The sequence below is a fragment of the Massilia sp. 01N410 genome (assembly GCF_056399665.1).
On record NZ_JBFTRV010000029.1, the window covers coordinates 35,290 to 60,045 of the forward strand.

At 65.7% G+C, this 24,756-nt stretch carries 21 protein-coding genes; all 21 read left to right on the forward strand.

Features of this window, described 5'->3' with window-relative positions; genetic code table 11:
• Nucleotides 1-140: 140 nt before the first annotated feature.
• Nucleotides 141-1,256 carry a GDP-mannose 4,6-dehydratase gene (gmd, locus tag AC1DOP_RS25660; protein WP_442124329.1) on the forward strand — a complete coding sequence of 372 codons (1,116 nt, stop codon included), beginning with the start codon at nucleotides 141-143 and terminating at the stop codon, nucleotides 1,254-1,256.
• A gap of 3 nt (nucleotides 1,257-1,259) precedes the next feature.
• Nucleotides 1,260-2,240, forward strand: coding sequence for a GDP-L-fucose synthase (gene fcl / locus AC1DOP_RS25665; RefSeq protein ID WP_442124330.1), 981 nt, complete (start codon nucleotides 1,260-1,262; stop codon nucleotides 2,238-2,240).
• 146 nt (nucleotides 2,241-2,386) lie between these two features.
• Nucleotides 2,387-3,451: an EpsD family peptidyl-prolyl cis-trans isomerase gene (locus tag AC1DOP_RS25670; RefSeq protein ID WP_442124331.1), complete on the forward strand. Its 1,065-nt coding sequence runs from the start codon at nucleotides 2,387-2,389 to the stop codon at nucleotides 3,449-3,451.
• Between the two features lie 34 nt (nucleotides 3,452-3,485).
• Nucleotides 3,486-4,274, forward strand: coding sequence for a polysaccharide export protein EpsE (epsE, locus tag AC1DOP_RS25675; protein WP_442124332.1), 789 nt, complete (start codon nucleotides 3,486-3,488; stop codon nucleotides 4,272-4,274).
• A gap of 57 nt (nucleotides 4,275-4,331) precedes the next feature.
• Entirely contained in the window at nucleotides 4,332-5,738 is a 1,407-nt protein-coding gene (gene epsF / locus AC1DOP_RS25680; protein ID WP_442124333.1) for a chain length determinant protein EpsF, read from the forward strand.
• A gap of 13 nt (nucleotides 5,739-5,751) precedes the next feature.
• The gene (epsG, locus tag AC1DOP_RS25685; protein WP_442124334.1) at nucleotides 5,752-6,621 is read left to right on the forward strand and encodes a chain length determinant protein tyrosine kinase EpsG; all 870 of its coding nucleotides are present in this window, start codon (nucleotides 5,752-5,754) and stop codon (nucleotides 6,619-6,621) included.
• A gap of 1 nt (nucleotide 6,622) precedes the next feature.
• Nucleotides 6,623-7,528 carry an exosortase B gene (gene xrtB, locus AC1DOP_RS25690; protein WP_442124335.1) on the forward strand — a complete coding sequence of 302 codons (906 nt, stop codon included), beginning with the start codon at nucleotides 6,623-6,625 and terminating at the stop codon, nucleotides 7,526-7,528.
• Nucleotides 7,525-8,217 (forward strand): exosortase-associated protein EpsI, B-type, encoded by a 693-nt coding sequence (epsI, locus tag AC1DOP_RS25695; RefSeq protein WP_442124336.1) that lies wholly within the window; start codon nucleotides 7,525-7,527, stop codon nucleotides 8,215-8,217. Before xrtB ends, epsI begins: the two co-directional genes overlap by 4 nt.
• 9 nt (nucleotides 8,218-8,226) lie before the next feature.
• Nucleotides 8,227-9,696 carry an O-antigen ligase family protein gene (locus AC1DOP_RS25700; RefSeq protein WP_442124337.1) on the forward strand — a complete coding sequence of 490 codons (1,470 nt, stop codon included), beginning with the start codon at nucleotides 8,227-8,229 and terminating at the stop codon, nucleotides 9,694-9,696.
• A 1-nt stretch (nucleotide 9,697) separates the two neighbouring features.
• A complete protein-coding gene (locus tag AC1DOP_RS25705; protein WP_477254091.1) occupies nucleotides 9,698-11,215 on the forward strand; it encodes an oligosaccharide flippase family protein in 1,518 nt (505 codons plus the stop codon).
• Nucleotides 11,212-12,423, forward strand: coding sequence for a glycosyltransferase family 4 protein (locus AC1DOP_RS25710; RefSeq protein ID WP_442124339.1), 1,212 nt, complete (start codon nucleotides 11,212-11,214; stop codon nucleotides 12,421-12,423). Before AC1DOP_RS25705 ends, AC1DOP_RS25710 begins: the two co-directional genes overlap by 4 nt.
• Before the next feature lie 2 nt (nucleotides 12,424-12,425).
• The gene (locus tag AC1DOP_RS25715) at nucleotides 12,426-13,184 is read left to right on the forward strand and encodes a glycosyltransferase family 2 protein (RefSeq protein ID WP_477254094.1); all 759 of its coding nucleotides are present in this window, start codon (nucleotides 12,426-12,428) and stop codon (nucleotides 13,182-13,184) included.
• 317 nt (nucleotides 13,185-13,501) lie between these two features.
• Nucleotides 13,502-15,733, forward strand: a complete 2,232-nt coding sequence (locus AC1DOP_RS25720) for a DUF4962 domain-containing protein (RefSeq protein WP_477254096.1) — start codon at nucleotides 13,502-13,504, stop codon at nucleotides 15,731-15,733.
• A 109-nt stretch (nucleotides 15,734-15,842) separates the two neighbouring features.
• Nucleotides 15,843-16,697 (forward strand): beta-1,6-N-acetylglucosaminyltransferase, encoded by an 855-nt coding sequence (locus tag AC1DOP_RS25725; RefSeq protein WP_442124342.1) that lies wholly within the window; start codon nucleotides 15,843-15,845, stop codon nucleotides 16,695-16,697.
• A gap of 45 nt (nucleotides 16,698-16,742) precedes the next feature.
• A complete protein-coding gene (locus AC1DOP_RS25730; protein WP_477254098.1) occupies nucleotides 16,743-17,990 on the forward strand; it encodes a glycosyltransferase in 1,248 nt (415 codons plus the stop codon).
• A 9-nt stretch (nucleotides 17,991-17,999) separates the two neighbouring features.
• Complete coding sequence (locus tag AC1DOP_RS25735; protein ID WP_477254100.1) at nucleotides 18,000-19,322, forward strand: phenylacetate--CoA ligase family protein; 1,323 nt, start codon at nucleotides 18,000-18,002, stop codon at nucleotides 19,320-19,322.
• 84 nt (nucleotides 19,323-19,406) lie between these two features.
• Nucleotides 19,407-20,480 (forward strand): glycosyltransferase family 4 protein, encoded by a 1,074-nt coding sequence (locus AC1DOP_RS25740; protein ID WP_477254102.1) that lies wholly within the window; start codon nucleotides 19,407-19,409, stop codon nucleotides 20,478-20,480.
• The gene (locus AC1DOP_RS25745; protein WP_442124346.1) at nucleotides 20,480-22,462 is read left to right on the forward strand and encodes a heparinase II/III family protein; all 1,983 of its coding nucleotides are present in this window, start codon (nucleotides 20,480-20,482) and stop codon (nucleotides 22,460-22,462) included. The genes AC1DOP_RS25740 and AC1DOP_RS25745 overlap by 1 nt, the downstream gene beginning before the upstream one ends.
• Nucleotides 22,463-22,515: 53 nt before the next feature.
• On the forward strand, nucleotides 22,516-23,652 hold the full coding sequence (wecB, locus tag AC1DOP_RS25750; protein ID WP_442124347.1) for a non-hydrolyzing UDP-N-acetylglucosamine 2-epimerase: 1,137 nt from the start codon (nucleotides 22,516-22,518) through the stop codon (nucleotides 23,650-23,652).
• An 18-nt stretch (nucleotides 23,653-23,670) separates the two neighbouring features.
• Nucleotides 23,671-24,423, forward strand: coding sequence for a WecB/TagA/CpsF family glycosyltransferase (locus AC1DOP_RS25755; protein ID WP_477254105.1), 753 nt, complete (start codon nucleotides 23,671-23,673; stop codon nucleotides 24,421-24,423).
• 112 nt (nucleotides 24,424-24,535) lie between these two features.
• On the forward strand, nucleotides 24,536-24,756 hold a 221-nt coding region (locus tag AC1DOP_RS25760), incomplete at its 3' end, for an SDR family NAD(P)-dependent oxidoreductase (protein ID WP_442122331.1).

The following is a 24,756-nucleotide window of genomic DNA, read 5'->3' on the forward strand; positions in this document are numbered from 1 at the left end:
TACTTAAGGTTGACTTAAAGGGGTGGATTCAATCGGATCGGCGCTTGCGGGCTCGATTGAGCTGCGTAGAATAATTGATGAGATTGCAATATTTAAGGGGCAGACCCATGTGGACTGCTACCTGAAAGGCAAGCAAGAACATGAAAAAAGCGCTGATCACAGGAGTGACCGGACAGGACGGCTCGTACCTCGCCGAACTGCTGCTCTCGAAGGGTTACGAGGTACACGGGATCAAGCGGCGCGCTTCGCTGTTCAATACCGGGCGCATCGACCACATCTACCAGGATCCCCACGTCGAAAACAAGAATTTCTTCCTGCACTACGGCGATCTGTCGGACACCTCGAACCTGAATCGCATCATGTGCGAAGTCAAGCCGGACGAGGTCTACAACCTGGGCGCCATGAGCCATGTGGCGGTGTCCTTCGAGTCGCCGGAATACACGGCCGACGTCGACGGCATCGGCACCCTGCGCCTGCTGGAAGCGATCCGCTTCCTGGGCCTGGAAAAGAAGACCCGCTTCTACCAGGCATCGACCTCCGAGCTTTACGGCCTGGTGCAGGAAACCCCGCAGCGCGAGACCACGCCTTTCTATCCGCGCAGCCCCTACGCGGTCGCCAAGCTGTATGCCTACTGGATCACGGTTAATTACCGCGAAGCCTATGGCATGTATGCCTGCAACGGCATCCTGTTCAACCACGAATCTCCGCGCCGCGGCGAGACCTTCGTCACCCGCAAGATCACGCGCGGCCTCGCCAACATCGCCCAGGGCCTGGAGCAGCAACTCTTCCTCGGCAACCTGGACGCCATGCGCGACTGGGGCCACGCGCGCGACTATGTCGAGATGCAATGGCTGATGCTGCAGCAGGACAAGCCCGAGGACTACGTGATCGCCACCGGCCGCCAGTACTCGGTGCGTACCTTCGTCGAGCTCGCCGCGCGCGAGCTGGGCATGGAAATCGCCTGGCAGGGCGAGGGCGTGAACGAGCGCGGCGTCGTCGCTTCCCTCAGCGGCGACAAGGCGCCGGGGGTGGTGATGGGGCAGCCGATCGTTGCGGTCGATCCCCAATATTTCCGTCCGACGGAGGTCGACACGCTGCTGGGCGATCCGGGCAAGGCGCGCGAACGCCTCGGCTGGGAACCGCGCACCCCTTTCGCGGCGATGGTGCAGGAAATGGTGGCGTCCGATCTGGACACGGCGCGCCGCCACAAACTGCTGGCATCGCATGGTTACAACGTTGCAATTTCAATGGAGTGAACGTTGAATACTCAGCCTCGCATCTACGTCGCCGGCCATAACGGCCTGGTCGGCTCGGCCATCGTGCGCGCCCTGCGCGCGCAAGGCCATACGAATATCATTACCCGCAGCCACCAGGAACTGGAGCTGACGGACCAGGAGCAGGTCCGCCAATTCTTCCGTAACGAAGCCATCGACCAGGTCTACCTGGCGGCCGCGAAGGTCGGCGGCATCCACGCCAACAATAGCTACCCGGCGGACTTCATCTACGACAACATGATGGTGCAGGCCAATGTCGTGCACGAAGCCAGGGTCAACGGGGTGCAAAAGCTGCTGTTCCTGGGCTCGTCCTGCATCTACCCGCGCATGGCGCCGCAGCCGATCAAGGAAGAGTACCTGATGAGCGGCACGCTGGAGCCGACCAACGAACCCTACGCCATGGCCAAGATTGCCGGAATCAAGCTGTGCGAGAGCTACAACCGCCAGTACGGCACCGACTACCGCAGCGTGATGCCGACCAATCTCTACGGTCCGGGCGACAACTACCACCCGGAAAACAGCCACGTGATCCCGGCCCTGATGCGGCGCTTCCACGAAGCCAAGCTGGCGAATGCGCCGGAAGTCGTGATCTGGGGCAGCGGCAAGCCGATGCGCGAATTCCTCTATGTCGACGACATGGCGGCCGCCTGCGTCCATGTGATGAACCTCGACCACGACACCTATGCGAAGCTCACCGATCCGATGCATTCGCACATCAACGTCGGCACCGGCGAGGACGTCACCATCGCCGAGCTGGCGCGGCTGGTGGGCGAGGTGGTCGGCTACAAGGGACGCATCGGCTTCGATACCAGCAAGCCGGACGGCACGCCGCGCAAGCTGCTGGACGTCTCGAAGCTCAGGCAGCTCGGCTGGCAGGCCACGACCCCGCTGCCGGAGGGCCTGCGCCGCGCCTATGCCGCTTTCGTCGAACTGATGGAAGCGCAGGAGAACCGGGCCGCGGCCTGACACGAGAACCGCACGCAAGGCGAAGGTTGAGTGTTAGCCGACGAACAGAGCCCCAAGCGTGCGGCACCCAGAATGCATCAGTAGCAGACTGAAATGTGAGACATCTTCGTCATAAAAAGAGTTCCCACCAACCCAAGGAAACTAAAGTGAACACACACCACCTGGCGGCCATGAAAACGAGCCATGCCCCCTCCACTCCGAAACGCGTGCTGTGCGCCGCGCTGATCCTCGTTGCGGCAACCTTGAGCGCGTGCGGCGACAAGGCCAAGGAAAAGAAACCGGGACAAGCGCTGGCCAGCGTCAACGGCGAAGAAGTCACGGTGCTGCAGCTGAACGAGGAGCTGCAGCGGGCAGGCGTCTCGGCGGCCCAGCAGGACACCGCCAGCAAGCAATTGCTTCAGGTCCTGATCGACCGCCAGTTGCTGGAGGAGGCAGCGGCCAAGGAAAACCTGGACCGCGATCCCAAGGTCATGCAGGCGATCGACCGCGCCAAGTCGCTGATCATCGCCCAGGCCTATCTGCAGAAGCGGGTCGGCAACGTGACCAAGCCGACGCCGAAAGAGGTCGAGGATTACTTCAATGCCCATCCGGAATTCTTCTCCAACCGCAAGCAGTTCAGCATGAGCGAAATCGTGATCGGTGCCAACGACCTGACGCCGGAAGTACGGGCCGCCGCCGACAGCGCCAAGTCGCTGGAGGAAGTCGCGGTCTGGCTGGATGCCCACAAGCTCAAGTATGGACGCACCCAGGTCACCCGCAGCACGGCCGACGTGCCGCCTGAGCTGTCGTCGAAGCTGCTCGGCATGCCGAAGGGGCAGCTGTTCGTGGTCAAGGAAGGTTCACGTGCGATGTTCATTTCGGTGACCGAAGTCAAGGACGCACCGGTCACGCTGGCGGTTGCCTCGCCGCAGATCGAGCAGTTCCTGGTCAACAAGAAAAACAAGGAGCTGGCTACGGCCGAGCTGCAGCGCCTGCGTGCCGACGCCAAGATCGAGTACCTGAACAAATCGCTGATGCCCGACCCGAAATCGGCGCCGACGCTGCCGGCTGGCGGTGCGCCGACCAGCGCGGTGGCGAGGACCAACGGGGTGCCGGTTGCCGACCAGCAGGGCGGCGTACCGGCCAACGGTGCCGCCGCGACACCGGCGCCGGCATCGGAAAACAATGCCGACAAGGCAGCGCTCGACCGCGGCGTCGCCGGACTGAAGTGACACGTTCAACATTGATCAAAAAGAGGGAACAAAAATGAAACGACTCGTACACTGGATGATCGCAGCAACCCTGGCATTGGCCGCCGGTTTTACCAGCGCCGCCGAAGTGGTGCTGGGCCCGGGCGATGTGGTCAAGGCAACGGTCTACGGCAGCCCGGACCTGGCCACCGAGACCCGCGTCTCCGAAGCCGGCAGCATGACCTTCCCGCTGCTGGGTGAGGTGCAGGTCGGCGGCCTGACCACGCAGCAGGCCGAGAAGAAGATCGGCGGCCTGCTGGAGAAGGGCGGCTACCTGAAGAAGGCCCAGGTCAACCTGTTGATCACCACCCTGGCCAGCCAGCAGGTGTCGGTGCTGGGCCAGGTCAACCGCCCGGGACGCTATCCGATCGAGGGCAAGCGCAAGGTGCTCGATTTGCTGGCGATCGCCGGCGGCATCAGTCAGGATGGAGGCGACATGGTCAGCCTGGTACGCAACCGTAACGGCAAGACCACCCGCGAAACCATCGACATCGTCGACATGGTGCGCAAGGGTGAACTGGACCGCGACTACGAAGTGGCCGGCGGCGACATCATCTTCGTCGAACGCGCACCGCGCGCCTACATCTCCGGCGAAGTGAACCGTCCGGGTCCGTTCCGCATCGAGCGCGCGATGACCGTGCAGCAGGCCGTCTCGGCCGGCGGCGGCCTGACCCAGCGCGGCACCCAGCGCGGCCTGCGCGTGACCCGCAAGGATGCGAGCGGCGTGGCGCATACGATCGACGTGAAGAACGACGACCTGGTGCAGACCGACGACGTCATCACGGTGCGCGAATCGTGGTTCTGATTTTTGTGTAAGGCAGTCCCGGTTTCCTGTTCCACCCCGTTTTGAAAAAGGTTCATCATGAACGTTCATCAATTCCTGCTGATCTTGCTTGCACGGAAGAAGATCATCCTGACGACCCTGCTGGTCACGGTCGCGCTGGCCCTCGGGTTCAGCCTGATCCAATCCAAGACGTACAAGGCGACAGCATCCGTTCTGTTGAACTACAAGGGGGTGGATCCGCTGACCGGACTGACCATGCCGGGTCAGCTGCTGCCGGGCTATATGGCCACCCAGATCGACATCATCAGCAGCAAGAACGTGGCGCTGCGGGTGGTCGATGCGCTGCACCTGGCCAGCAGCCCGGCCGTGATCCAGCAGTTCAACGAAGCCACCGAAGGCCGTGGCTCGGTGCGCGACTGGCTGGCCGACCTGCTGCTGAAGAAGCTCGAGATCGTGCCCTCGCGCGAATCCTCGGTGGTCGAGATCAGTTTCAAGGGCGCCGACCCGGCCTTCGCGGCGGCGGTCGCCAACGCATTCGCCGACGAGTACCAGAAGATCACCGTCCAGCTCAAGACCGAGCCGGCCAAGAAAGCCTCGTCGTACTTCAATGAACAGACCAAGCAGCTGCGCGACAACCTCGAAGCCGCCCAGGCCCGCCTCTCCAAATACCAGCAGGAGAAGGGCATCGTCAGTCTCGACAACAACCGCGTCGACGTCGAACTGTCGCGCCTGAACGACCTGTCCGGCCAGCTGGTCCAGGCACAGACCGCCGCGATGGAAGGCAACTCGCGCCAGGCCGCCGCCGGTTCGGCCCTGACCTCGCCGGACGTCGCCAACAATGCCCTGATCCAGCAGATGCGCGCCAACCTGGCGACCGCCGAAGGCAAGTTCGCCGACACCTCCCAGCGCTACGGCAAGAATCACCCGCAGTACCAGGCCGCCAAGGCCGAGCTGGACAAGGTGCGCGGCGAGCTGAACGCCGCCCTCGGCACCGTCTCCCGCAGCGTCGGCGCGAATGCCCAGGTGCTGCGTGCCCGCGAATCCGAGCTGCGCGAAGCCGTCGCCCAGCAGAAGGCCAAGGTGCTGGAACTGAACCGCGCCCGCGACGAACTCGGCGTGCTGCTGAAGGATCTCGACAGCGCCCAGCGCGCCTTCGACGCCGCTTCGCAGCGCTTCTCGCAGACCCGTATCGAAGCCCAGTCCGAGCAGTCCGACATCTCGCTGCTGAACCCGGCCGTGGCGCCGACCGAGCCGTCCGGCCCGCGCGTGCTGCTGAACACCCTGATCGGCATCCTGGCCGGCACCGTGCTGGGCGTCGGCCTGGCCCTGCTGCTGGAACTGCTGAACCGCCCGGTGCGCTCGCCCAGCGACGTCAAGGACATGCTGGGCATCCCGGTGCTCGGCACCATCGAATGGAAACCGGCGCGCGGCCGTCTCGGCGGTATCCGCTCCCTGGCACCGCGCCGCCTGCTGCGCCTGAACTGATCGAGGACAGACCATGAATTCTCCGATGCTATCCGCCGTCCACGCCGACCACGCCGCCGAAATGAGCATGGGCGCCCTCCTGCTCGATTCGGGCAAGCTCAATCCGGAAGACGCCGAACGCGTGCTGCGCATGCAGAAGGAAACCGGCATCCGCTTCGGCGAAGCGGCCGTGCGCCTGGGCCTGGTGAGCGAGGACGACATCCAGCAGGTGCTGGCGCGCCAGTTCTCCTATCCCTATCTGCAGAAAGGGCAGGCCGGGCTGTCGCCCAAGCTGATCGCCGCTTATGAACCGTTCTCGCCGCAGGTCGAGTCGCTGCGCGCGATCCGCAGCCAGCTGATGCTGCGCTGGTTCGCACGCGGACGGCGCGCCCTGGCCATCGTCGGCGTCGACCAGGACGACGGCGCCGCGCTATTCGCGGCCAACCTGGCGATCGTGTTCTCCCAGCTCGGCGAGCAAACCCTGCTGGTGGACGCCAACCTGCGCGCCCCGCGCCAGCAGGATGCGTTCGCGATCAAGCCGCGCGCCGGCCTGTCCGACCTGCTGGCCGGACGCGCCGACCTCGACGTCATCGCACGGGTGCCGGCCTTCGTCGACCTGTCGGTGATGCCGGCCGGGACGCTGCCGCCGAACCCCCAGGAACTGCTGGCGCGCGAGGGCTTCCGCAACCTCAACACCATGCTCGAGAGCCGCTACGACGTGGTGCTGTACGACGTGCCGCCCTTCCATGTCGGGGTCGACGCGATCGCGGTCGCCAGCCGTGCCGGCGGCGCGCTGCTGGTCACGCGCAAGAACTACACCCGTATTTCGCACATCGGCCGCACCGCCGAACATCTGGTCGACGCCGGCTGCGAGATCCTCGGTTCGGTGGTGATGGAGTTCTGAAATGAACACGCTGGCCATTCGCTCGATGCGCTCTTTCCGTGCCGCGCTGCCCGAATGGTGGCCGGTACTGCTCGGCCTGGCCGTGCTGTTCGTCCCGACTTTCTACGACCTGTTCACCGGGGCCTGGGTCGGCGAAGAGCAGGGCCATGGCCCGATCATCTTCGGCCTGGCCTTGTGGCTGATCTACCGCAAGTGGCCGGAGATGCTGGAAGCGACCACGCCGCCGCGCGCCAGTTGGACCGGCTGGCCCATCCTGGCGATCGGCCTGCTGACCCACATGCTGGGGCGCTCGCAGAAGATCCTGATGCTCGAAGTGCTGTCGATCATCCTGGTGATGATGTCGGTGCTCTTGATCAAGCGCGGCGGGCGCTCCATGCGCGTGCTGTGGTTCCCGTTCTTCTTCATGATCTTCATGGTGCCGCTGCCCAGCGAATTCGTGGCGGCGGTGACGATGCCGATGAAGATGGCGGTCTCCTGGGGCACCGAGCACATCCTGTTCGCCTTCGGTTACCCGATCAGCCGCTCCGGCGTGATCCTGCAGATCGGCCAGTACCAGTTGCTGGTGGCCGATGCCTGCGCCGGCCTGCAGACCCTGCTCACGCTGGAGGCGCTGGGCCTGTTCTACCTGAACCTGATGCGCCACCCCTCGGCCTTCCGCAACGTCGGCCTGGCCCTGTTCATCATCCCGATCTCGTTCTCGGCCAACGTGATCCGCGTGATCGTGCTGACCCTGATCACCTATTACTACGGCGACGCGGCGGGGCAGGGCTTCCTGCACGGCTTTGCCGGCATGGTGCTGTTCGTGACCGCGCTGGTGCTGATCCTGTCGATCGACTCGGCCCTGCAGTGGACCATCCGCCGCAGGGAGGCGAAGAACGCGCCGCTGCGCACCAGGGAGGCCGCATGAACCGCAAATTTGCCGCCAGCGTGATCCTGGGCGTGGCGATGGCCGGCACCTCGGCCCTGACCGGCGCCCTGACGCCGACCCAGAAGGTGGCCGACGCCCGCGCCAACTTCAATCTCGACACGATGATCCCGAAGAGCTTCGCCGGTTGGACCATCGACAACAGCGTGGTGCCGCTGACACCCGATCCGAACCAGAAGGAACTGATCGCCGCGCTCTACGACCAGACCCTGTCGCGCACCTATATCAACGCCCAGGGACAGCGCGTGATGCTGTCGATTGCCTACGGCGGCGACCAGAGCAAGCAGCTGCAATTGCACCTGCCCGAGGTTTGCTACGTGGCGCAGGGCTTCGACATGCTCAAGGACCGCCGCGACGAGCTGGCGACCGGCTTCGGCAAGTTGCCGGTCAAGCGCCTGGTGGCGCGCCAGAACGCGCGCAACGAGCCGATCACCTACTGGGTCACGATCGGCGACAAGGCCGTGATGTCGGGCCTCGACCAGAAGCTGCAGCGCTTCATGTACGGCCTGTCGGGCCGCATCCCGGACGGCATGCTGGTGCGCGTCTCGACCATCGAGGCCGACGAGGGCAATGCCTACAAGGTCCAGGACCGCTTCGTCAACCAGATGCTCGGTGCGCTCGACCCGCAGGCGCGCAGCCGCCTGCTGGGCGCGGCCACCAACCACGGATAGCGGTCTTCGATGCAGAACTTCATCCTCTACGTCTACACCTCGCTGCCTTTCATCATCGTCGCACTGCTGTGCCTGCTGGCGGTGGTCGGTGCCGGCATCGGGATGGTGCGGCCGCGCTGGCTGGCGTATGCCTACATGCTGGTGTTCTTCTGCATGAACTCGACCACCTACGGCTCGCTGTCGACCGCGGGCTCGCCCGGCATCTACACCCGCGGTTCCGGCGTGCTGCTGTTCCCGCTGCTGTTCTGGATGATGTTCGCGTTCTGGTGCTGCGCCCGCGTGTCGGCCAACTTCCAGCGTTTTCCGACCCCGCCGTGCAACCTGCGGCCCTGGTTCCTCGCCTGGTTCCTGCTGCTCTGCGGCCATGTCGCGGTGGGCCTGTTCATGGACGTCAAGCTGCAGGACATCCTGACGGTGGCCGGCTTCTCCAACATCATCTGGATGGCGCCGCTGGTCTCGCTGCTGCTGCTGTCCTTCCGTACCCGCGACGATGTGGTGGAACTGTCGCGCTTCATCATGCTGGCGGGCCTGGGCCGTGCGCTGTTCGGCCTGGTGCGCTGGGCGATCTTCAAGGGCGACCCGAACAACGTCTATGCCAACATGAACGGCCTGAAGATCAAGCTGACCTTCTTCGACATCAACGACAGCCTGCTGTGCACGATCGCGTTTGCGATCGCCGCCGTCAACCTGTTCCAGATCGTGAAAACCAGGCGCGGCAGTTTCTGGCACCTGGTCGAATGGGCCACCCTGTGCGTGACCGCCATGTGCGTGGTGCTGTCCTACCGCCGCACCGCCTGGATCGGCTTCGTGCTGGCCGGCCTGATCGTCATGATGCGCTTCCCGATGCAGCGCCGCCTCCAGCTGATGGTGCTGGGCACGCCGGTGGTAGGAGTGGGATTGCTGTACGCCGCGTTCAAGCGTCTCGGCCAGACCAAGGGCGCGCATGGCCTGTCCAGCCTGTTCTTCGACATGCAGTCGAAGCGTTTCGGCAGCGAGAGCGAACGGGTGCTGGAGCTGAAGTTCGCAATGGGCGACTTCCTGTCGCATCCGCTCACCGGCATCGGCACCTGGGGCCGCTACACGGGCTACCAGCACATTTCGTGGCAGGCCAATCCGGACGGCGGCCTGTTCCTGCACAGCGGCGTGCTGCACATCGCCCTGAAAGCCGGCCTGCCCGGGCTGGTCCTGCTGGGCGGCACCATCTTCGCCTTCGCCGCCTTCGCGCGCCGCGCGCTGCGGACCGTGTCGCCGGAGGTGCTCGGGGTGGCGACCGCCGGCGCCGCCGGGCTGGCCTTCATGCTGCCCGACCTGCTGGTCGGCACGCCGTTCCCGCAGGTGCGCACGACCCAGATGCTGGCGATCTGCCTGGCCCTGCCTTATGTGGCGATGGCCGTGTGCCGCGAAGCTGCCGTCCAGCCGGTAAGGGAGACGAACAAGCGCGGCCACGTCAACCTGGTGCCGGCGCAAGCCCGGCTGTGAGATGACTCCGAGCCTGGTTCGCAACGCCTTCTCCAACCTGCTCGGCGCCGTCATTCCCGCGCTGGTCGCCCTGGGCACCGTACCGCTGGTGGTCAAGGGCCTGGGCGATGCGAACTACGGCGTGTATTCGCTGGTCACCGCCATCGTCGGCTATTTCGCCGTCATCGACATCAACGTCACCGCCGGCTCGGTCAAGTACATCGCCGAATTCAATGCACGCCAGGACCAGAAGCGCATCGACGAGACCGTGTTCTTCGGCCTGGCCGTCTATTCGCTGCTGGGCCTCCTTGGCGCCATCGGGCTGTATGGCGGCGCCCACTTCTTCGTCACCCGCGTGTTCTCGGTGCCGCCGCAGCTGGTGGGCGAGGCCGCCGCCACCCTGAAGCTGGCGGCGCTCGGTTTCTTCCTCGGCCAGCTGCAGAGCTATCTGCAGAGCATCCCGCAATCGCTGATGCGCTACGACATCGCCGGCCGGATCGAGATGGTGTTCGGCACCGGCGTGCCGCTGCTGACGGTGGCCGTGTTGATGCTGGGCCATGGCCTGTTCGAGGTGATCCTGCTGCGCGTCGTCACCAGCGCGATCAACTGCGTGGTGCTGTGGCGCTGCATCCGCCGCCTGCTGCCGGAACTCGCCTGGCGCCGGCCGGGCGCCCAGATCCGGCGCGAGCTGCTGGGCTTTTCCGCCTATTCCTTCCTCAGCCGTTTCGCCGGTCTGTCGTATGCCTATGCGGACAAGCTGATCATCGGCGCCCTGGTGGGGGTGACCGGGCTGGCGTATTTCACGGTGGCCTCGACCCTGGCGAACCGCATCCTCAGCCTGACCTTCCGCCTGTCGGGGGTGCTGTTCCCGGCCGCCAGCGCCCTGGCCGCGCGCGGCGAGCTGGAGCGCCTGCGCGCCCTCTACCTGAAGGCCAGCCGCTATGTCGTGTTCATCAACGCCTCGGTGCTGGTGCTGGTGGCCGTGTTCTCCTACCAGATCCTGTATTACTGGATGAATCCGCAGTTCGCGCGCGCCGGCCAGGTGGTGCTGGCGGTGATGGCGCTGTCGCAGTTCATCGATTCGCTCACCAGCCTGCCGTCGCTGGTCAACGACGGCATGGGGCATCCGCGTGTCAGCGGCATGTTCGCGCTGGTGCGCGCGGCCTTCGGCCTGGTCGTGGTGTGGTTCGGCGTGGATGGCTGGGGCATCGTCGGCGCCGCCTGGGGCCACCTGATTGCATCGGTGCTGATGACCTGCATCTTCCTGGCGGCGGTACACGGCCGCACCGTGCCGGCGCGGATGAAGGACCTGGTGCGCCATGCCTACCTGCCGAGCGTGTTCGGGGTTGGCCTGGTGGCCGTGCTCGCCGACGCCGGCAATCGCCTGTTCGACGGCGGTCCGCTCGACCTCGTGCTGCTGGTGCTGCTGACGGTGGCGCTGCTGTTCGCCTGGGGCGCGCTGTTCGTGATCGAAAAGGACGACAAGATTCTCGCCTGGTCCAGAGTCAAAGGTTTATTGTCGATGAGGAAAGCAGTTTGAAGATCCTGATGGTATCGGAGGATTTGCCGGGCACCCAGATCGGCGGCCTGGGCAAGCATGTCGTCACCCTGTCCAACGCCCTGCTGGAGCAGGGACATGAAGTCGACATCATGGGACGCAGCGACCGCTTCCATGCCGAGGCTGCTCGCGAGATCGGCTTCCACGGCCGGCTGCTGCCCGGCTTCGCGTTTGCGCGGCCCGGCTGGAAGGAGTCCCAGCTGGGCTTCTTCAACCCGGTCAAGCGCCCCTGGTTCGCGCGGCGGGTGGCGCGCGCGCTGATGCGCGAGGCCGGCCAGTACGACGTGGTGCACTACCACGGCCACCTGCCGATGGTGGGGCGCTACGTGCCGCCGACGATGAACTTCGTCCAGACCCGGCACGACCAGGGCAGCGAATGCGTGACCCACCTGCGCTTCAAGGAAGGGCATGTGTGCGAGACGCGCGACCGGCGCGACTGCGCCGCCTGTATCCATCCGGCGCCGAATTCGCTACGCCGGACCGTTTCTGGCTTTGCCGTACAGCGCTACCGTTCCGAAACGGCCGAGTCCTTCGCGCGCCACAAGACGGTGTTCGTGTCCGACTTCCTGCGCCGCGCCTTCCTGCGCTCGGTGCCGGACGCCGACCTGTCGCGCGCTTGCGTGATCCACAACTTCATCCGCTATCCCTTCCTGCGCGAGCTCGCGGCTCAAGCCGGCGAGCTCCGGGCAGGGGAGGTGCTGCTGGTGGGACGCATCGATACCGGCAAGGGCTTCGGCGAATTCCTGGGCCAGGTCGCCGGCTGGCTGCCGCCGCATGCGCGGGTCACCATCGTCGGCGACGGCCCGCTGCGCGAGCAGCTCGAGAGCCGCTACGCCGGTCCGCAGGTGCGCTTCCTCGGCTGGCAGCCCTATGGCGAGGTCATCAAGCTGTCGGCGCGCAGCCACGTGCTGGTGGTGCCGTCGGTGTGCGAGGAAGCCTGCTCCACCACCGTGCTGGAAGCGCTGGCGCTCGGCAAGCAGTGCGTGGCGCTGGCGCGCGGCGGCACGCCGGAGCTGGCCGCCTACCAATATTACGACGGCCAGCTGCAGCTGGCCGAGACCATGCCGCGGCTGGTGGAGCGGCTGGTCGGCATGCTGGGACGTGCGCCAGTGACGGTGCCGCTCCCGGATTCCTTCGCGATGGACGTGTCGCGCGCCATCCCTCAACTACTCGATCTCTACGCCAAATGACCATGACCAGCAAACCCACCTTCTCGATCGTCACCTGCACCTGGAACAGCGCCGCCACCTTGCCCGATACCCTTGCCTCGGTGCAGCGCCAGACCTGCCAGGACTTCGAACACATCTTCGTCGACGGCGGCTCGACCGACGGCACGCTGGAGATGATCGCCGCCTACCCGGGCCGCAAGCGCGTGCTGCGCGACGTCGGCGGCGGCGTCAGCCGCGCCATGAACCAGGGCATCGAAGCGGCCACCGGCGAATACGTGGCCCACCTGCACTCGGACGATTACTACGCCAGCGACGACGTGCTGGAGACGGTTGCCGAGCGCTTCGCCAGGGAAGGGACGGATTGGGTGTTCGGCAACGTGCAGGTGCTCAAGAACGGAGCCCTGGTGCCGCCTTATCCGATGCTGCCGTTCAGCTTCGATTCCTTCGCCGCCGGCCGCGCCTGGGTGCCGCATCCGGCCGTCTTCATCCGCCGCAGCGCCTTCGGCCGGGTCGGCATGTTCGACGAACAGCTGAAGTACGCGATGGACGTCGACCTCTGGCTGCGCCTGGGCCGGGTGGCGCGGCCGTCGACCGTCGACCGCCCGCTGGCGGTGTTCCGCGACCATGCCGGCAGCCTGTCCTCGGCCAACCGGATCAAGGCGCGCCAGGAAGAATTCGCGGTCCGGCGGCGCTACCTGACGCAGGCGCCATTGGCTTTTGGTATCTACTGCCTGCGCTACATGAAACGCATGCGGACCCTGCGCGCGGAAGAGGTGTTTTGACTTGTGGTTTTTAAGGCAAGTTTGCAGAATTGCTCTCGGAGTTTCCAGACTGTCTTTTCAGTTGAAAAACGAGGCTGGTGTTATTGAAAATATTCCTTCTGCAAAGTTGTCCGTACACACGTTGGATTTTCGCGATGGGCGAGAAAAATCTTTGATTTCTAAGGGAATTTTGCCGCAGATCAATTGATGTGCGGTACTATTATTTGGAACCGGACAGCGTTTTTCACTCACAAAAAGCGCGCGTCGCCGAATACGTCTGGCGCCATGCCGACGAGCCATCCCTTGTAAGTCTTAGTTAATATTCTCGGAGCTCCCACATGAAATTTCATCGGAAAGGAATCGTCCTCGCGGTCGCCCTGATGTCGCTGTTCTGCTCGTTCAGCGCGCGTGCCGACTGGGCGCAATCCACCGATCCCCTCGTCGTCCAACCGGCCCCGGCCAACGGACAGGTGCAGGCCCAGAACCCGCCCGGCTTCGCCTGGGCGCGCTATGCCTCCGGTCCGGCCAGCTACGTGATCGAGATCACGCCGGCCGGCGGCGCACCGGTGACGGCCACTGTCGACCGTAACTGGTATCTGCCGACCAAGGCCATGGCGCTCGGCAACTACACCTGGCGCGTGCGCCCGGCGAATTCGTCCGACTGGTCGGCCCCGCGTTCCTTCGCGATCACCAGCAAATCGGCCGTGTTCGAAGTACCCGACAACGCCACCCTGCGCGCCCGCATCCTGGCCAAGGCTCGCCCGCGCTCGCTGCCGGCGACCACCACGCCTTACTCGACCTGGAATACCGCCAAGAAGGCCGAGCTCGATCCTTACCTGAGCCGCCTCACCAACGAAGTCAAGCTGCAGATGGGTGCGCTGCCCAACCTGAGCGATGCAACGTGGCCGATCACCATCGGCGCCCCGCTGACGGCGCAGATGGCCGCCCAGCAGGTCGACGTGCGCAACAGGATCAACGAAGCCACCCGTCAGATGGAAGCCGCGGCCCTGCTGTGGCGCATCCGCAAGGACCCGATCTACCTGAACGAGGCGATCAAGCGCGGCGACCAGCTCGCCTCCCTGACCCCGACCGGCCCGACCAGCTACGCCAACCAGGACCAGGCCACCCGCCAGATCGCGCTGTCGCTGATCAAGGCCATCGACCTGCTGCCGGGTGACCTCGACGCCACCCGCCGCAACCGCTGGCTGGACGTCGTGCGCGTGCGCACCAACGAGATGTTCAGCAACCTGGCCGGCGACAACGGCCGCCTGGACCAGTTCCCGTTCGACTCGCACGGCAACACCCTGATGATCTTCATGTCGCTGATCTCGAGCCTGTCGCTGGGCGACATCCCGGATGCGCAGAAGTGGTTCGACTTCACCTTCCGCGCCTACGTGAACACGCCGTCGCCGTGGTCCGGTCCGGAAGGCGGCTACGCCAACGGCACCGCCTACGCCGAATACGCGGCCGGCTACATGGTCGCGCTGTGGGATTCGATCAACCAGGCCACCGGCGTCAACATGTACGCCAAGCCCTGGACCCTCGGCTTCCTCGACTTCGCCATGATGCTGACGCCGCCGGGCTCGAAGGTCCACGCCTTCGGCGACGGTTCCGAGACCAAGCCGGATCCGCGCGTGTTCCACGCCTTCGCCCAGCGCCTGGTCAACCCGCGCGCCAACTGGTACCAATCCAAACTGGGCGGCATCGAAGACGGCATGCAGGTGCTGGAAGCGCCGTACCCGATGCCGATCGCCGGCAACACCGTGTTCGCGGCGCCGTCGAACGAGTCGTATTACCCGAGCATCGGCTGGGTCGCGATCCACAGCGATATCGGCAACACCAACCGCAGCTCGTTCTACTTCAAGTCGAGCCCATACGGTTCCTTCAACCACAGCCACGGCGACCAGAACGGCCTGCTGCTGTCGGTGGCCGGCCAGCCGCTGCTGATCAAGTCGGGCTGGTACGACTGGTACGGCTCGCCGCAGTGGAGCGACTGGTACCACCAGACCAGGTCGCAGAACGCGATCACCTTCGACGGCGGCAAGGGCCAGCTGGTCGACGGCTACCGCGAGCAGCTGCAGCGTAACGGCAAGATCACCGCGTGGGCGGTGAATCCGAACTACGACTACGCCGAAGGCGATGCGACCCCGGCCTACGGCGGCCAGCTGACGATGGCCAAGCGCCAGATCTGGTACTTCAAGGCCCAGGATGCGATGCTGGTGCGCGACAAGCTGTCGGCCGTGGTTCCGCACACCTACGAGTTCAACCTCCACGCCCCGGTGGCGTTCACGGTGGAGAGCCCGTCGAGCGTGAAGATCACGGCGGGCGGCCAGTCGGTCTGCCTGCGCGACCTGAACGGCAACGCCCCGTTCGCGACCTGGACCGGCCCGGCGGCGAAGGCCGGCGTGACCGAAGCGCACGGCGCCTTCTACCTGAAGAACGACGGCAAGTCGGTCGGCGAATTCCTGGTCCTGATGGACGTCGGCTGCAAGCGTCCGACCGTCAAGATCGGCGCCTCCGGCAGCACCCGTACCTTCACCATCGGTACCCAGACCGTGAATCTCAACTGATCCAAGCGTCCGTCGAGTTCCCGAAGCGCCGTGCTACACTCGGCGCGCGGGCCGGAATCCTTCGCAGGCAAGGCGCCGCGAAGGATTTTTTTTTCGCCGGTAGCTCATCATGAAGCAGGTCTTCCTCATCGCCGCCCACAAGGATCCCGCCCAGCTGAACGCGCTGGTCGAACGCCTGCGCGACGAGGACTTCCTGATCTACGTCCACCTCGACGCCAAGGGTGCCATCCAACCCGCCGAAGTCCACCCAGGCGCGCGCCTGGTCGGCCAGCGCGTCGCCGTGCACTGGGGTTGCTTCAGCCAGGTCGAGGCCACCCTCAATTCGCTGGCGCAGATCGTGGCCGAGGTGCCCGAGTTCGACAAGCTGCTGTTCCTTAGCGCCCAGGACTTCCCGCTGCTGTCGAACGCCGCACTGAAGTCGGCGCTGGCGGCATTGCGCGGGCACGAGCTGCTGGACACCGCGCCGATCGGCCGCGGACCGGGACAGTGGGCGGCCGCCTACCGCTACCAGTATTTCTACCGCCCGGACGCGGGGCCGGCGCTGCGCCTGGCCTGCTCGCTGGCGAACCGCGCGATGCGCGCCTGCGGCCTCACGCGGCGCATGCCGAACGGCCTGCAGCCCCATGGCGGCTCGTCATGGTGGGCGCTGTCGCGCGACTGCGTGCGCGACGTGCTGGCGCGGATCCGCCGCGAGCCCGGCCTCCTGCGTTTCTTCCGCAGCGTGTCCTGCGCCGACGAGCTGTTCTTCCAGACCCTGGTGATGAATTCGCGTTTCAGGGAACGCGTGCTGTCGGAAAATTTCCGCTACGTCCAGTGGCCGCAGCGCGGCGCGCGCAATCCAAAGATCCTCGACGAGCACGACTTCGAGCGCATCGCCGCCTCGAACGCCCATTTCTGCCGCAAGATCGACAGCCGGACCAGTGCCGCGCTCCTGCAACGCCTCGAAGCGCTGCGGGCAGGCTGAATACCGCGCAATCGTGCGTCGGTACGGCTGCGTTAGAATAAATTCATGCCGACCCAGTTATCGATTGCCTGCATCCTTCGCGATCCGCTCCCTCCGACCCGTGCCGATGTGCTGACCCTGTTCGGTATCGAGATGCCGCGCTACGGCGTGCATACCGAGCTGGTGGGGCAGGGCGGGCAGGAAGCCGGCGCGCCCGGATGGCCGGCCGGCGGCATGCACGTGGTGGGGCGTCTTCACTCGCCGCTCGCCAGTGTCTGCTCGCCGCTGTGGGACCTCCTGGGCCTGTGGCGCGCCCTCGGCGGCTTGCGCGGCCTGACGCAGGGTCGGCGCCCGGACTGCCTGCAGGTGCGCGACAAGATCGCCAGCGGCGTGCTGGGTCGCGTGGCGGCCGCGCTGTTGCGCGTGCCCTTCGTCTACTGGATGTCCTTCCCCATCGTCGAAGGCTATGCGGTGCGCCGCGACGACATCGCGCGCCACCAGCGCGGCCCCGTCGGCCGCCTCAAATGGGCGGCGCATGCGCTGCGCGCCTGGGCGTCCTGGCATGTCATCTACCGCCTGGTGCTGCCGGGCGCGCGCCACATCTTCGTGCAGAGCGATGCGATGGCCGACTGGCTGGCCGGCAAGGGTTTTCCACGCGAGCGCATGACGGCGGTGCCGATGGGCGTGGACGCCGCCCTGTTCGACCGCGCGACGGTCGAGCCCGTCGCCGATCCGCGCCTGGACGGCCGCCGGGTGGTGCTCTACCTGGGCCGCATCGCGCAGTCGCGCAGGTCCGATTTCCTGCTGGACGTCACCGAACAACTGCGGCGCGAATGTCCCGAGGTCCTGCTGGTGATCGCCGGCGATGCGCCCTCGAACGACGAGATGGCGTGGATGCGGCGCGAGATCGCCGCGCGCGGGCTCGAACAACACGTGCTGCTGACCGGCTGGCTGCCCCAACGGACGGCGCTCGGCTATGCGGTGCGGGCCGAGGTCGGCCTGGCGCCGATGCCGCGCGGGGTGCTGGGCGACACCATGTCGCCGACCAAGGTGATCGAATACATGGCGCTCGGCATTCCCACCGTCGCCACCGACATTCCCGACCAGCAGCTGGTCCTGGCGCAGAGCGGCGCGGGCCTGTGCGTGCCGATGGAAGCGCAGGCTTTCGCGGCCGCCGTCCGCGAGTTATTGAACAATCCTGAGCAAGCCCGGCAGTTTGCCATGCGTGGCCCAGCGTACGTAAAAGCCCATCGTACCTATGATATTCTCGGCCGAAATGTTGCAAGAACTTATAAAAAGATCCTGATGGAGTAGCCCTGCACGATGTGGACCCATTCGCTCAAGTTCTCCCTGCGTTCTCTCGGGCGTGAACTGGTCCGCAACATCTGGGGGCGTCTGCTGGTCTACCCGGCACTCGCAAGGAACGAGCGCTCGCGCGAGACCCTGGCCCGCTATGTGGCCAGGCGTGCCGCCAGGGTCGGCGTGCCGCTCGACGGCGATCCTTTCAGCCTGCCGCGCCTGGCGCCCGGCACCCAGCTGCTGACCAAGCAGGAGCTGCGCCAGCATCCCGAACGCCTGCTGCGCCCGCGCCGCTTCGGCTCCCTGATCCGCACCACCATCAAGACCAGCGGCACCTCCGGTACGCCGCTGACCATCGTCCAGTCGCTCGGCAATATGGTGCGCGAGGAGGGCTTCGTCTACCGCCAGCTGCGCTGGATCGGCTGGCGCCCCGGCCAGCCGCGCGCCTGGATCCGCGGCGACATCGTCTGCGCCGACCAGCCGAAGGACGGCCGCTACTGGTGCCGCGACTGGGTCGGCAACATGCTGATGATGTCCTCCTACCACCTGTCGAATGACACGATCGGCGCCTACGTCGCCGCCCTCGAAGGGGTCGATCCGGTCGTGATCCATGCCTATCCATCCTCGATCGCGGCGCTGGCGGCCTGGCTGAACGCGCGCGGACGACGCTACGAAGGCAGGGCGCTGAAGGGCGTGATGACCTCGTCGGAAACCATGGAGCCGGAGGTGAGGGCGGCGGTCGAACAGGCTTTCGGCGTGCGCGTGTTCGACTGGTACGGCCAGTCCGAACGGGTGGCCGCGATCGGCACCTGCGAGCACGGCAGCTACCACGTGCTGACCGACTACGGCAGCGTGGCCCTGCTCGACACCGACCAGCCGGAGGCATGCGAGCTGGTCGGCACCGGCCTGAACAACCTGGCGATGCCGCTGGTCCGCTACCGCACCGGCGACACCGTGATCCCGGGCGGCGAAGCCTGCGCCTGCGGCCGCGTGTTCCCGACCGTCAAGACCATCCTTGGACGCCAGGAAAAAGTCCTCACCCTGCCGGACGGCCGCATGATCGGCCGCCTGGACCGCATCTTCCAGGGCCACGACCGCCACCTGGTCGAAGGCCAGGTGGTGTATCGCGGCCACGGCCGCTTCCTGTTGCGGGTGGTGGCCACCGAGGCCTGGAGCGAGGCGGACGCGCGCGCGATGGTCGACAAATTCCTGCTGCGCGTGCCCGGTGTCGAGGTGAGCGTCGCGCGGATCGAGGCGATTCCGCGCGGACCGCGGGGCAAGTTCGAGTTCGTTATTGTCGATGAGGAAGACGAACCGTGCGCACCACGGGAAATTCATGATGTATGATCGAAATATTGCCCGTTTAATAAGAGCGTGTATTTTGTTGAAACAGCCACCGACCATGCAGGGAATAGCCGGGGAGACGTACGCGTGAAACCGCCCGCGCCGCGCATCCTGATGGTCGGTACCGCCCTGGAAGGCAGGGGCGGGGTGGCGGCGGTGGTATCCGTGCTGCGCCAGCATGGCTTGTTCGAGCGCGAGCGGGTGCGCTACGTCGCCACCCACCGCGAGGGTTCGAAAGCCGAGAAGGCGAAGGGCGCGCTGTCCGGTTTCTGGCAGACCGTGCTGGCCTGTGTGAGCCAGCATCCGGCCGTGGTGCATGTGCACGCTGCCTCGCGCGCCAGCTTCGTGCGCAAGTCCATCGTGTTGCTGATCGCCCGCCTGGCGGGCTGCAAGACGATTTTTCATCTGCATGGCGGCGGCTTCCGCCAGTTCGCCACCGTCGAGGCCGGCGCCCTGATGCGGCGCTGGATCCGCCACACGCTGGAAGCCAGTTCCGTCGTGATCACGCTGTCGGCCGGCTGGGCCGACTTCGTGCGCGCGTTTGCGCCGAAGGCCAGGGTGGCGGTGGTGCCGAATTCGGTGCCGCTGCCGGCGCCCTCCGGCATTCGCGGCGAAGCGCAGCGCGTCCTCTTCCTCGGCCGCATCGAGGAAGCCAAGGGCGTGTTCGAACTGCTCGGCGCCGGCGCCCGGCTGGCGACGCGCTTCCCGGACCTGCGCCTGGTGTTCGGCGGCGAGGGCGATGCGGAAGCATTGCGCCGCCGCGCGTCCGAGCTCGGCATCCTGGAGCGCATCGAACTGCCCGGCTGGCTCGGCCCGCGCGAACGCGACGGGCAGCTGGCGCGCGCCGCCGTATTCTGCCTGCCTTCGCATGCCGAGGGATTGCCGATGTCGATGCTGGAAGCGATGGCGGCCGGCCGGGCGGTGGTCGCCAGCAGCGTGGGCGGGATTCCGGAAACCCTCGTCGACGGCGACAACGGCCTGCTGGTGCCGCCGCGCGACGAGGCGGCGCTGGCCGGGGCGCTGCAGCGGGTATTGGGCGACGACGCCCTGCGTGCACGGCTGGCGGAGCGGGCGCGCGCAACCATCGAGCAGCATTACTCAACCGAGGTAGTGTGCGGGCAATTGTCCGCGATCTACCGTGACTTGGCGGGGACACAATGATGAGCGAAGCGACAGGCATGGTCTGGCTGGTGAACCGTTTGCGCTGCATGTCGGTGGCCGAGGTCGGCTACCGGATCCAGCAGGCGGCGGCGAAAGGGGTGGCGAAACGGCTCAGGCAGCGCGCCGCGCCGCCGCTGCCGCGCGCCCGCACCTTCGCCATCCATGGCGCGCCCGCCTTGAGCGCGGCCGAGCGCGAAGCCCTGCTGGCCGACGCCGACAGCATTTGCGCCGGCCACGTGGTCCTGTTCGCCGAACGCCGCTTCGACGTCGGCATGCCGCCGCTGTGGAACCGCGATCCCGAAAGCGGCGTGACCGGACCGGCCATCTACGCCGGCGACATCGCCATCACCAACCGCGACCAGGTCGGCGACATCAAGCATGTCTGGGAACTGAACCGCCACCTGCACCTCGTGCGCCTGGGCCAGGCCTGGGCCGCGACCAACGACGTGGCCTGGCTGCACGCCCTGCACCACCAGCTGCGCAGCTGGCTCGACCAGTGTCCGCCGCTGGTCGGCCCCAACTGGACCAGCTCGCTGGAACTGGGCATCCGCCTGATCAACTGGAGCCTGGTCTGGCAATTGATCGGCGGCGAGGGCAGCGGCCTGTTCGCCGGCGAGGACGGCGAGCGCCTGCGCGCCGACTGGCTCGATTCCATCCACGCCCACTGCAGCGCGATCGCGCGCCACCTGTCGCGCCATTCCTCGGCCAACAACCACCTGATCGGCGAACTCGCCGGCCTGTATGTGGGCGCCTCGATCTGGCCCTGCTGGAAGTCGTCCGGGGCCTGGCTCGAGCAGGCCAGGCGCGAACTCGAACACGAGGCCCAGGCCCAGTTCTCGCGCGACGGCGTGAACCGCGAGCAGGCCTTCGCCTACCACATCTTCTCGTCCGAATTCCTGTTCGTCGCCGGCCTGGTCGGCCAGGCCTGCGGCCATCCCCGCAGTCAGCCTTTTTCGCGCGCCTACTGGGCCAGCCTGCAGCGCGCATTACGATTCTTACGGTCGCTGCGCGACGTCGGCGGCAACGTGCCGATGGTGGGCGACGCCGACGACGGCATCGTGTTCCGCCTGGACGCCCCGGGCAGCGACCGCGCGGCCCAGCTGCTGGCCCTGGGCGACGCCGTGCTGCGGCGCCACGACAGCGCGTATGCGAGCGAGCATCCGGGCGTGCGCTGGCTGCTGCACACCCTGCCGGGCAAGCGCCCGGAAACCGATCCGCACGAATCCGAGACCGGCTGGGCCTTCCCGGACGGCGGCTACCTGCTGTTCGGCTCCCACTTCGGCGAAGCCAACGAGATCAAGGGCATGGTCGACTGCGGGCCGCTCGGCTACCTCGGGATCGCCGCCCACGGCCACGCCGACGCGCTGGCGCTGAACCTGTCGGTCGGCGGCGAGGAATGCCTGGTCGACCCCGGCACCTATTCCTACTGGCAGGAGCACAAGTGGCGAGACTACTTCCGCGGCACCTCGGCCCACAACACCGTGCGCATCGACGGTCTCGACCAGTCGGTGTCGGGCGGTCGCTTCATGTGGCTGAAGAAGGCCAGGGCGGCCATCGAAAGGATGCCGCAGTCGCCCCATGAATTCGATTTCCGCGGCTCGCACGACGGCTACGAGCGCCTGGCGGACCCGGTGCGCCACATGCGCAGCGTGCGTTTCGACGCCGCGACCTCCAGCCTGGTCGTGCGCGACGAGTTCGCCGCCAGGAAGCATCACCAGGTCGAGCTGTTCTGGCATTTCGCGCCGGGACTGAGTGTCCGCCTGGATAGTTCTGGCTTGCACGTGCGCGGTAAACGCTTCGCCCTGCAGATGCACGCCCATGGCGCCGACCTCAAGCTGGAACTGGTGCGCGCCAACGAAAATCCGCCGCTGGGCTGGTATTCGCGCTGCTACGAATCGAAGGAGCCTTGCGACGTGCTGAAGATCAGCACCGTATCGTCCGCCGTCCCGGTCGAGTGCAGGTTTACAATAACGTTTTTTTAATAACCCACCGTTGTAATAATTGTTTCAATACTAATTACTAGGGAACTTGTTTCATGCTCATTTATCTGGTTGCAGGCGCACGACCCAACTTCATGAAGATCGCTCCGATCGTCCGCGCGCTGCAGGCTCAATCGCCGAAAACCCTGTCGTACAAGATCATCCATACCGGCCAGCACTACGACCGCGAGATGAACGACGTCTTCTTCGAGGAACTCGGCATTCCGCAGCCCGATGTCTTCATGGCCGCCGGCGGCGGCAGCCATGCCCAGCAGACCGCCAAGATCATGGTCGGCTTCGAGGAGCTGTGCCAGAACGAACGCCCGGCCGCCGTGCTGGTGGTGGGCGACGTGAATTCCACGCTGGCCTGCTCGATCGTCGCCAAGAAACTGAACATCCCGGTGGCCCACGTCGAGGCCGGCCTGCGCTCGGGCGACATGACGATGCCGGAAGAAATCAACCGCCTGGTCACCGACAGCATCTCGGACTGGTTCTTCGTCACCGAACCGGCCGCGCTGGAACACCTGCGCCGCGAAGGCAAGCCGGATTCCGCCGTGCATTACGTCGGCCATGTGATGGTCGACAACGTGCTGTACCAGGCCGACAAGCTGGCCCATGCCGACACCTCGGCATTCGAAACCAGCGCCTACAAGCAGGCGCGCAAGGACGCGGGCGAGCGCTACGGCGTGATCACCATGCACCGCCCCAGCAACGTCGACGACAAGGAAACCTTCACCCGCATCGCCGGCGCCCTGAAGGAAATCTCGAACGAGCTGCCGCTGATCTTCCCGGTGCACCCGCGTACCCGCGCCAACATCGACAAGTTCGGCATCGACCTGGGCCCCAACATCACGCTGGCCGGTCCGCAGGCCTACATGGCTTTCCTCAACCTGTGGAAGGACGCCGCCGTCATCCTGACCGACAGCGGCGGCCTGCAGGAAGAAACCACCGCGCTGGGCGTGCCCTGCGTGACCATCCGCGAGAACACCGAGCGCCCCGTCACCGTCGACGAGGGCTCGAACGTGCTGGTCGGCACCGATCCGGCCGTGATCATGCTGGAAGCGCGCAAGATCCTGCGCGGCGAAGGCAAGCAGGGCCGCCGGCCGCACCTGTGGGACGGCCGTGCGGCGGAACGCATCGTCGCTGTATTGGCAACTGAGCTGGCCAAGGAATCGCAACAGAAACTCGAATGAGCACAAAAGGATGATCATATGAGCGAACGCATCACACTGATGGGGTGCTCCATCGACAACCTGTCGATGGAGGAAACACTGCAGACCATCGAGGGTTTCATCCATACAGGACGGCCCCATCAGCATGTGGTGGTGAATGTGGACAAGCTGGTCAAGGCCAGCCGCGATCCCGAGCTCAGGCAGATCATCAACGATTGCGCGCTCATCAATGTGGACGGCATGCCGGTCGTATGGGCGTCGCGCCTGCTCGGCAAGCCGCTCAAGGAAAGAGTCGCCGGCGTCGACCTGTTCGAGGCGCTGATGCGCCGCGCGGGAGAGAAGGGCTGGCGCGTGTTCCTGCTGGGTGCGAAGGAAGAAGTGGTCGGCAAGGTGGCCACCACCTACAAGCGCAAGTATCCGAAGCTGGTGCTGGCCGGCTACCGCAACGGCTACTGGAAGGGCGAGGCGGAAGAGGCGCAAGTCGTGGAACAGATCCGCGAGGCGCGCCCGGATTTGCTGTTCGTGGCGATCAGTTCGCCGAAAAAAGAGCAGTTCCTCGGCCGCTACCAGGCCGAGATGAAGATTCCGTTCGCGATGGGCGTGGGCGGCACCTTCGACGTGGCGATCGGCCACGTCAAGCGTGCGCCGGTGTGGATGCAGAAGTCGGGGCTGGAATGGTTCTACCGTTTCCTGCAGGAGCCACGGCGCATGTTCCGCCGCTACTTCATCGAGGACATGGCCTTTCTCCGACTCTTCGTCAAAGAGGCGGTAAGCGGCCGCCGCAAGGCATAAACCAAACAGGGATTACGGCAGCCACAGAAGCTGCCGCACGAATAAATCGAGGCGCCAGCCGGCAACATGACCGGCATGGCGACAGGCATAACTTTTACGAAAGCACATATCAATGAAGATTCTGGTTACCGGCGGCATGGGTTATATCGGTTCGCACACCGTGGTTGAACTGCAGAACGCAGGCCACGAGGTGGTGGTGGTCGACAACCTGTCCAACGCCAACCGTTCCGTGCAGGAACGGGTGACTCGCATCACGGGGAAGGCTTTCGAATTCGTCGAGGCCGACATCCGCGACCGCGCGGCGATGGAAGCCGCGTTCGGCGCGCACAAGGT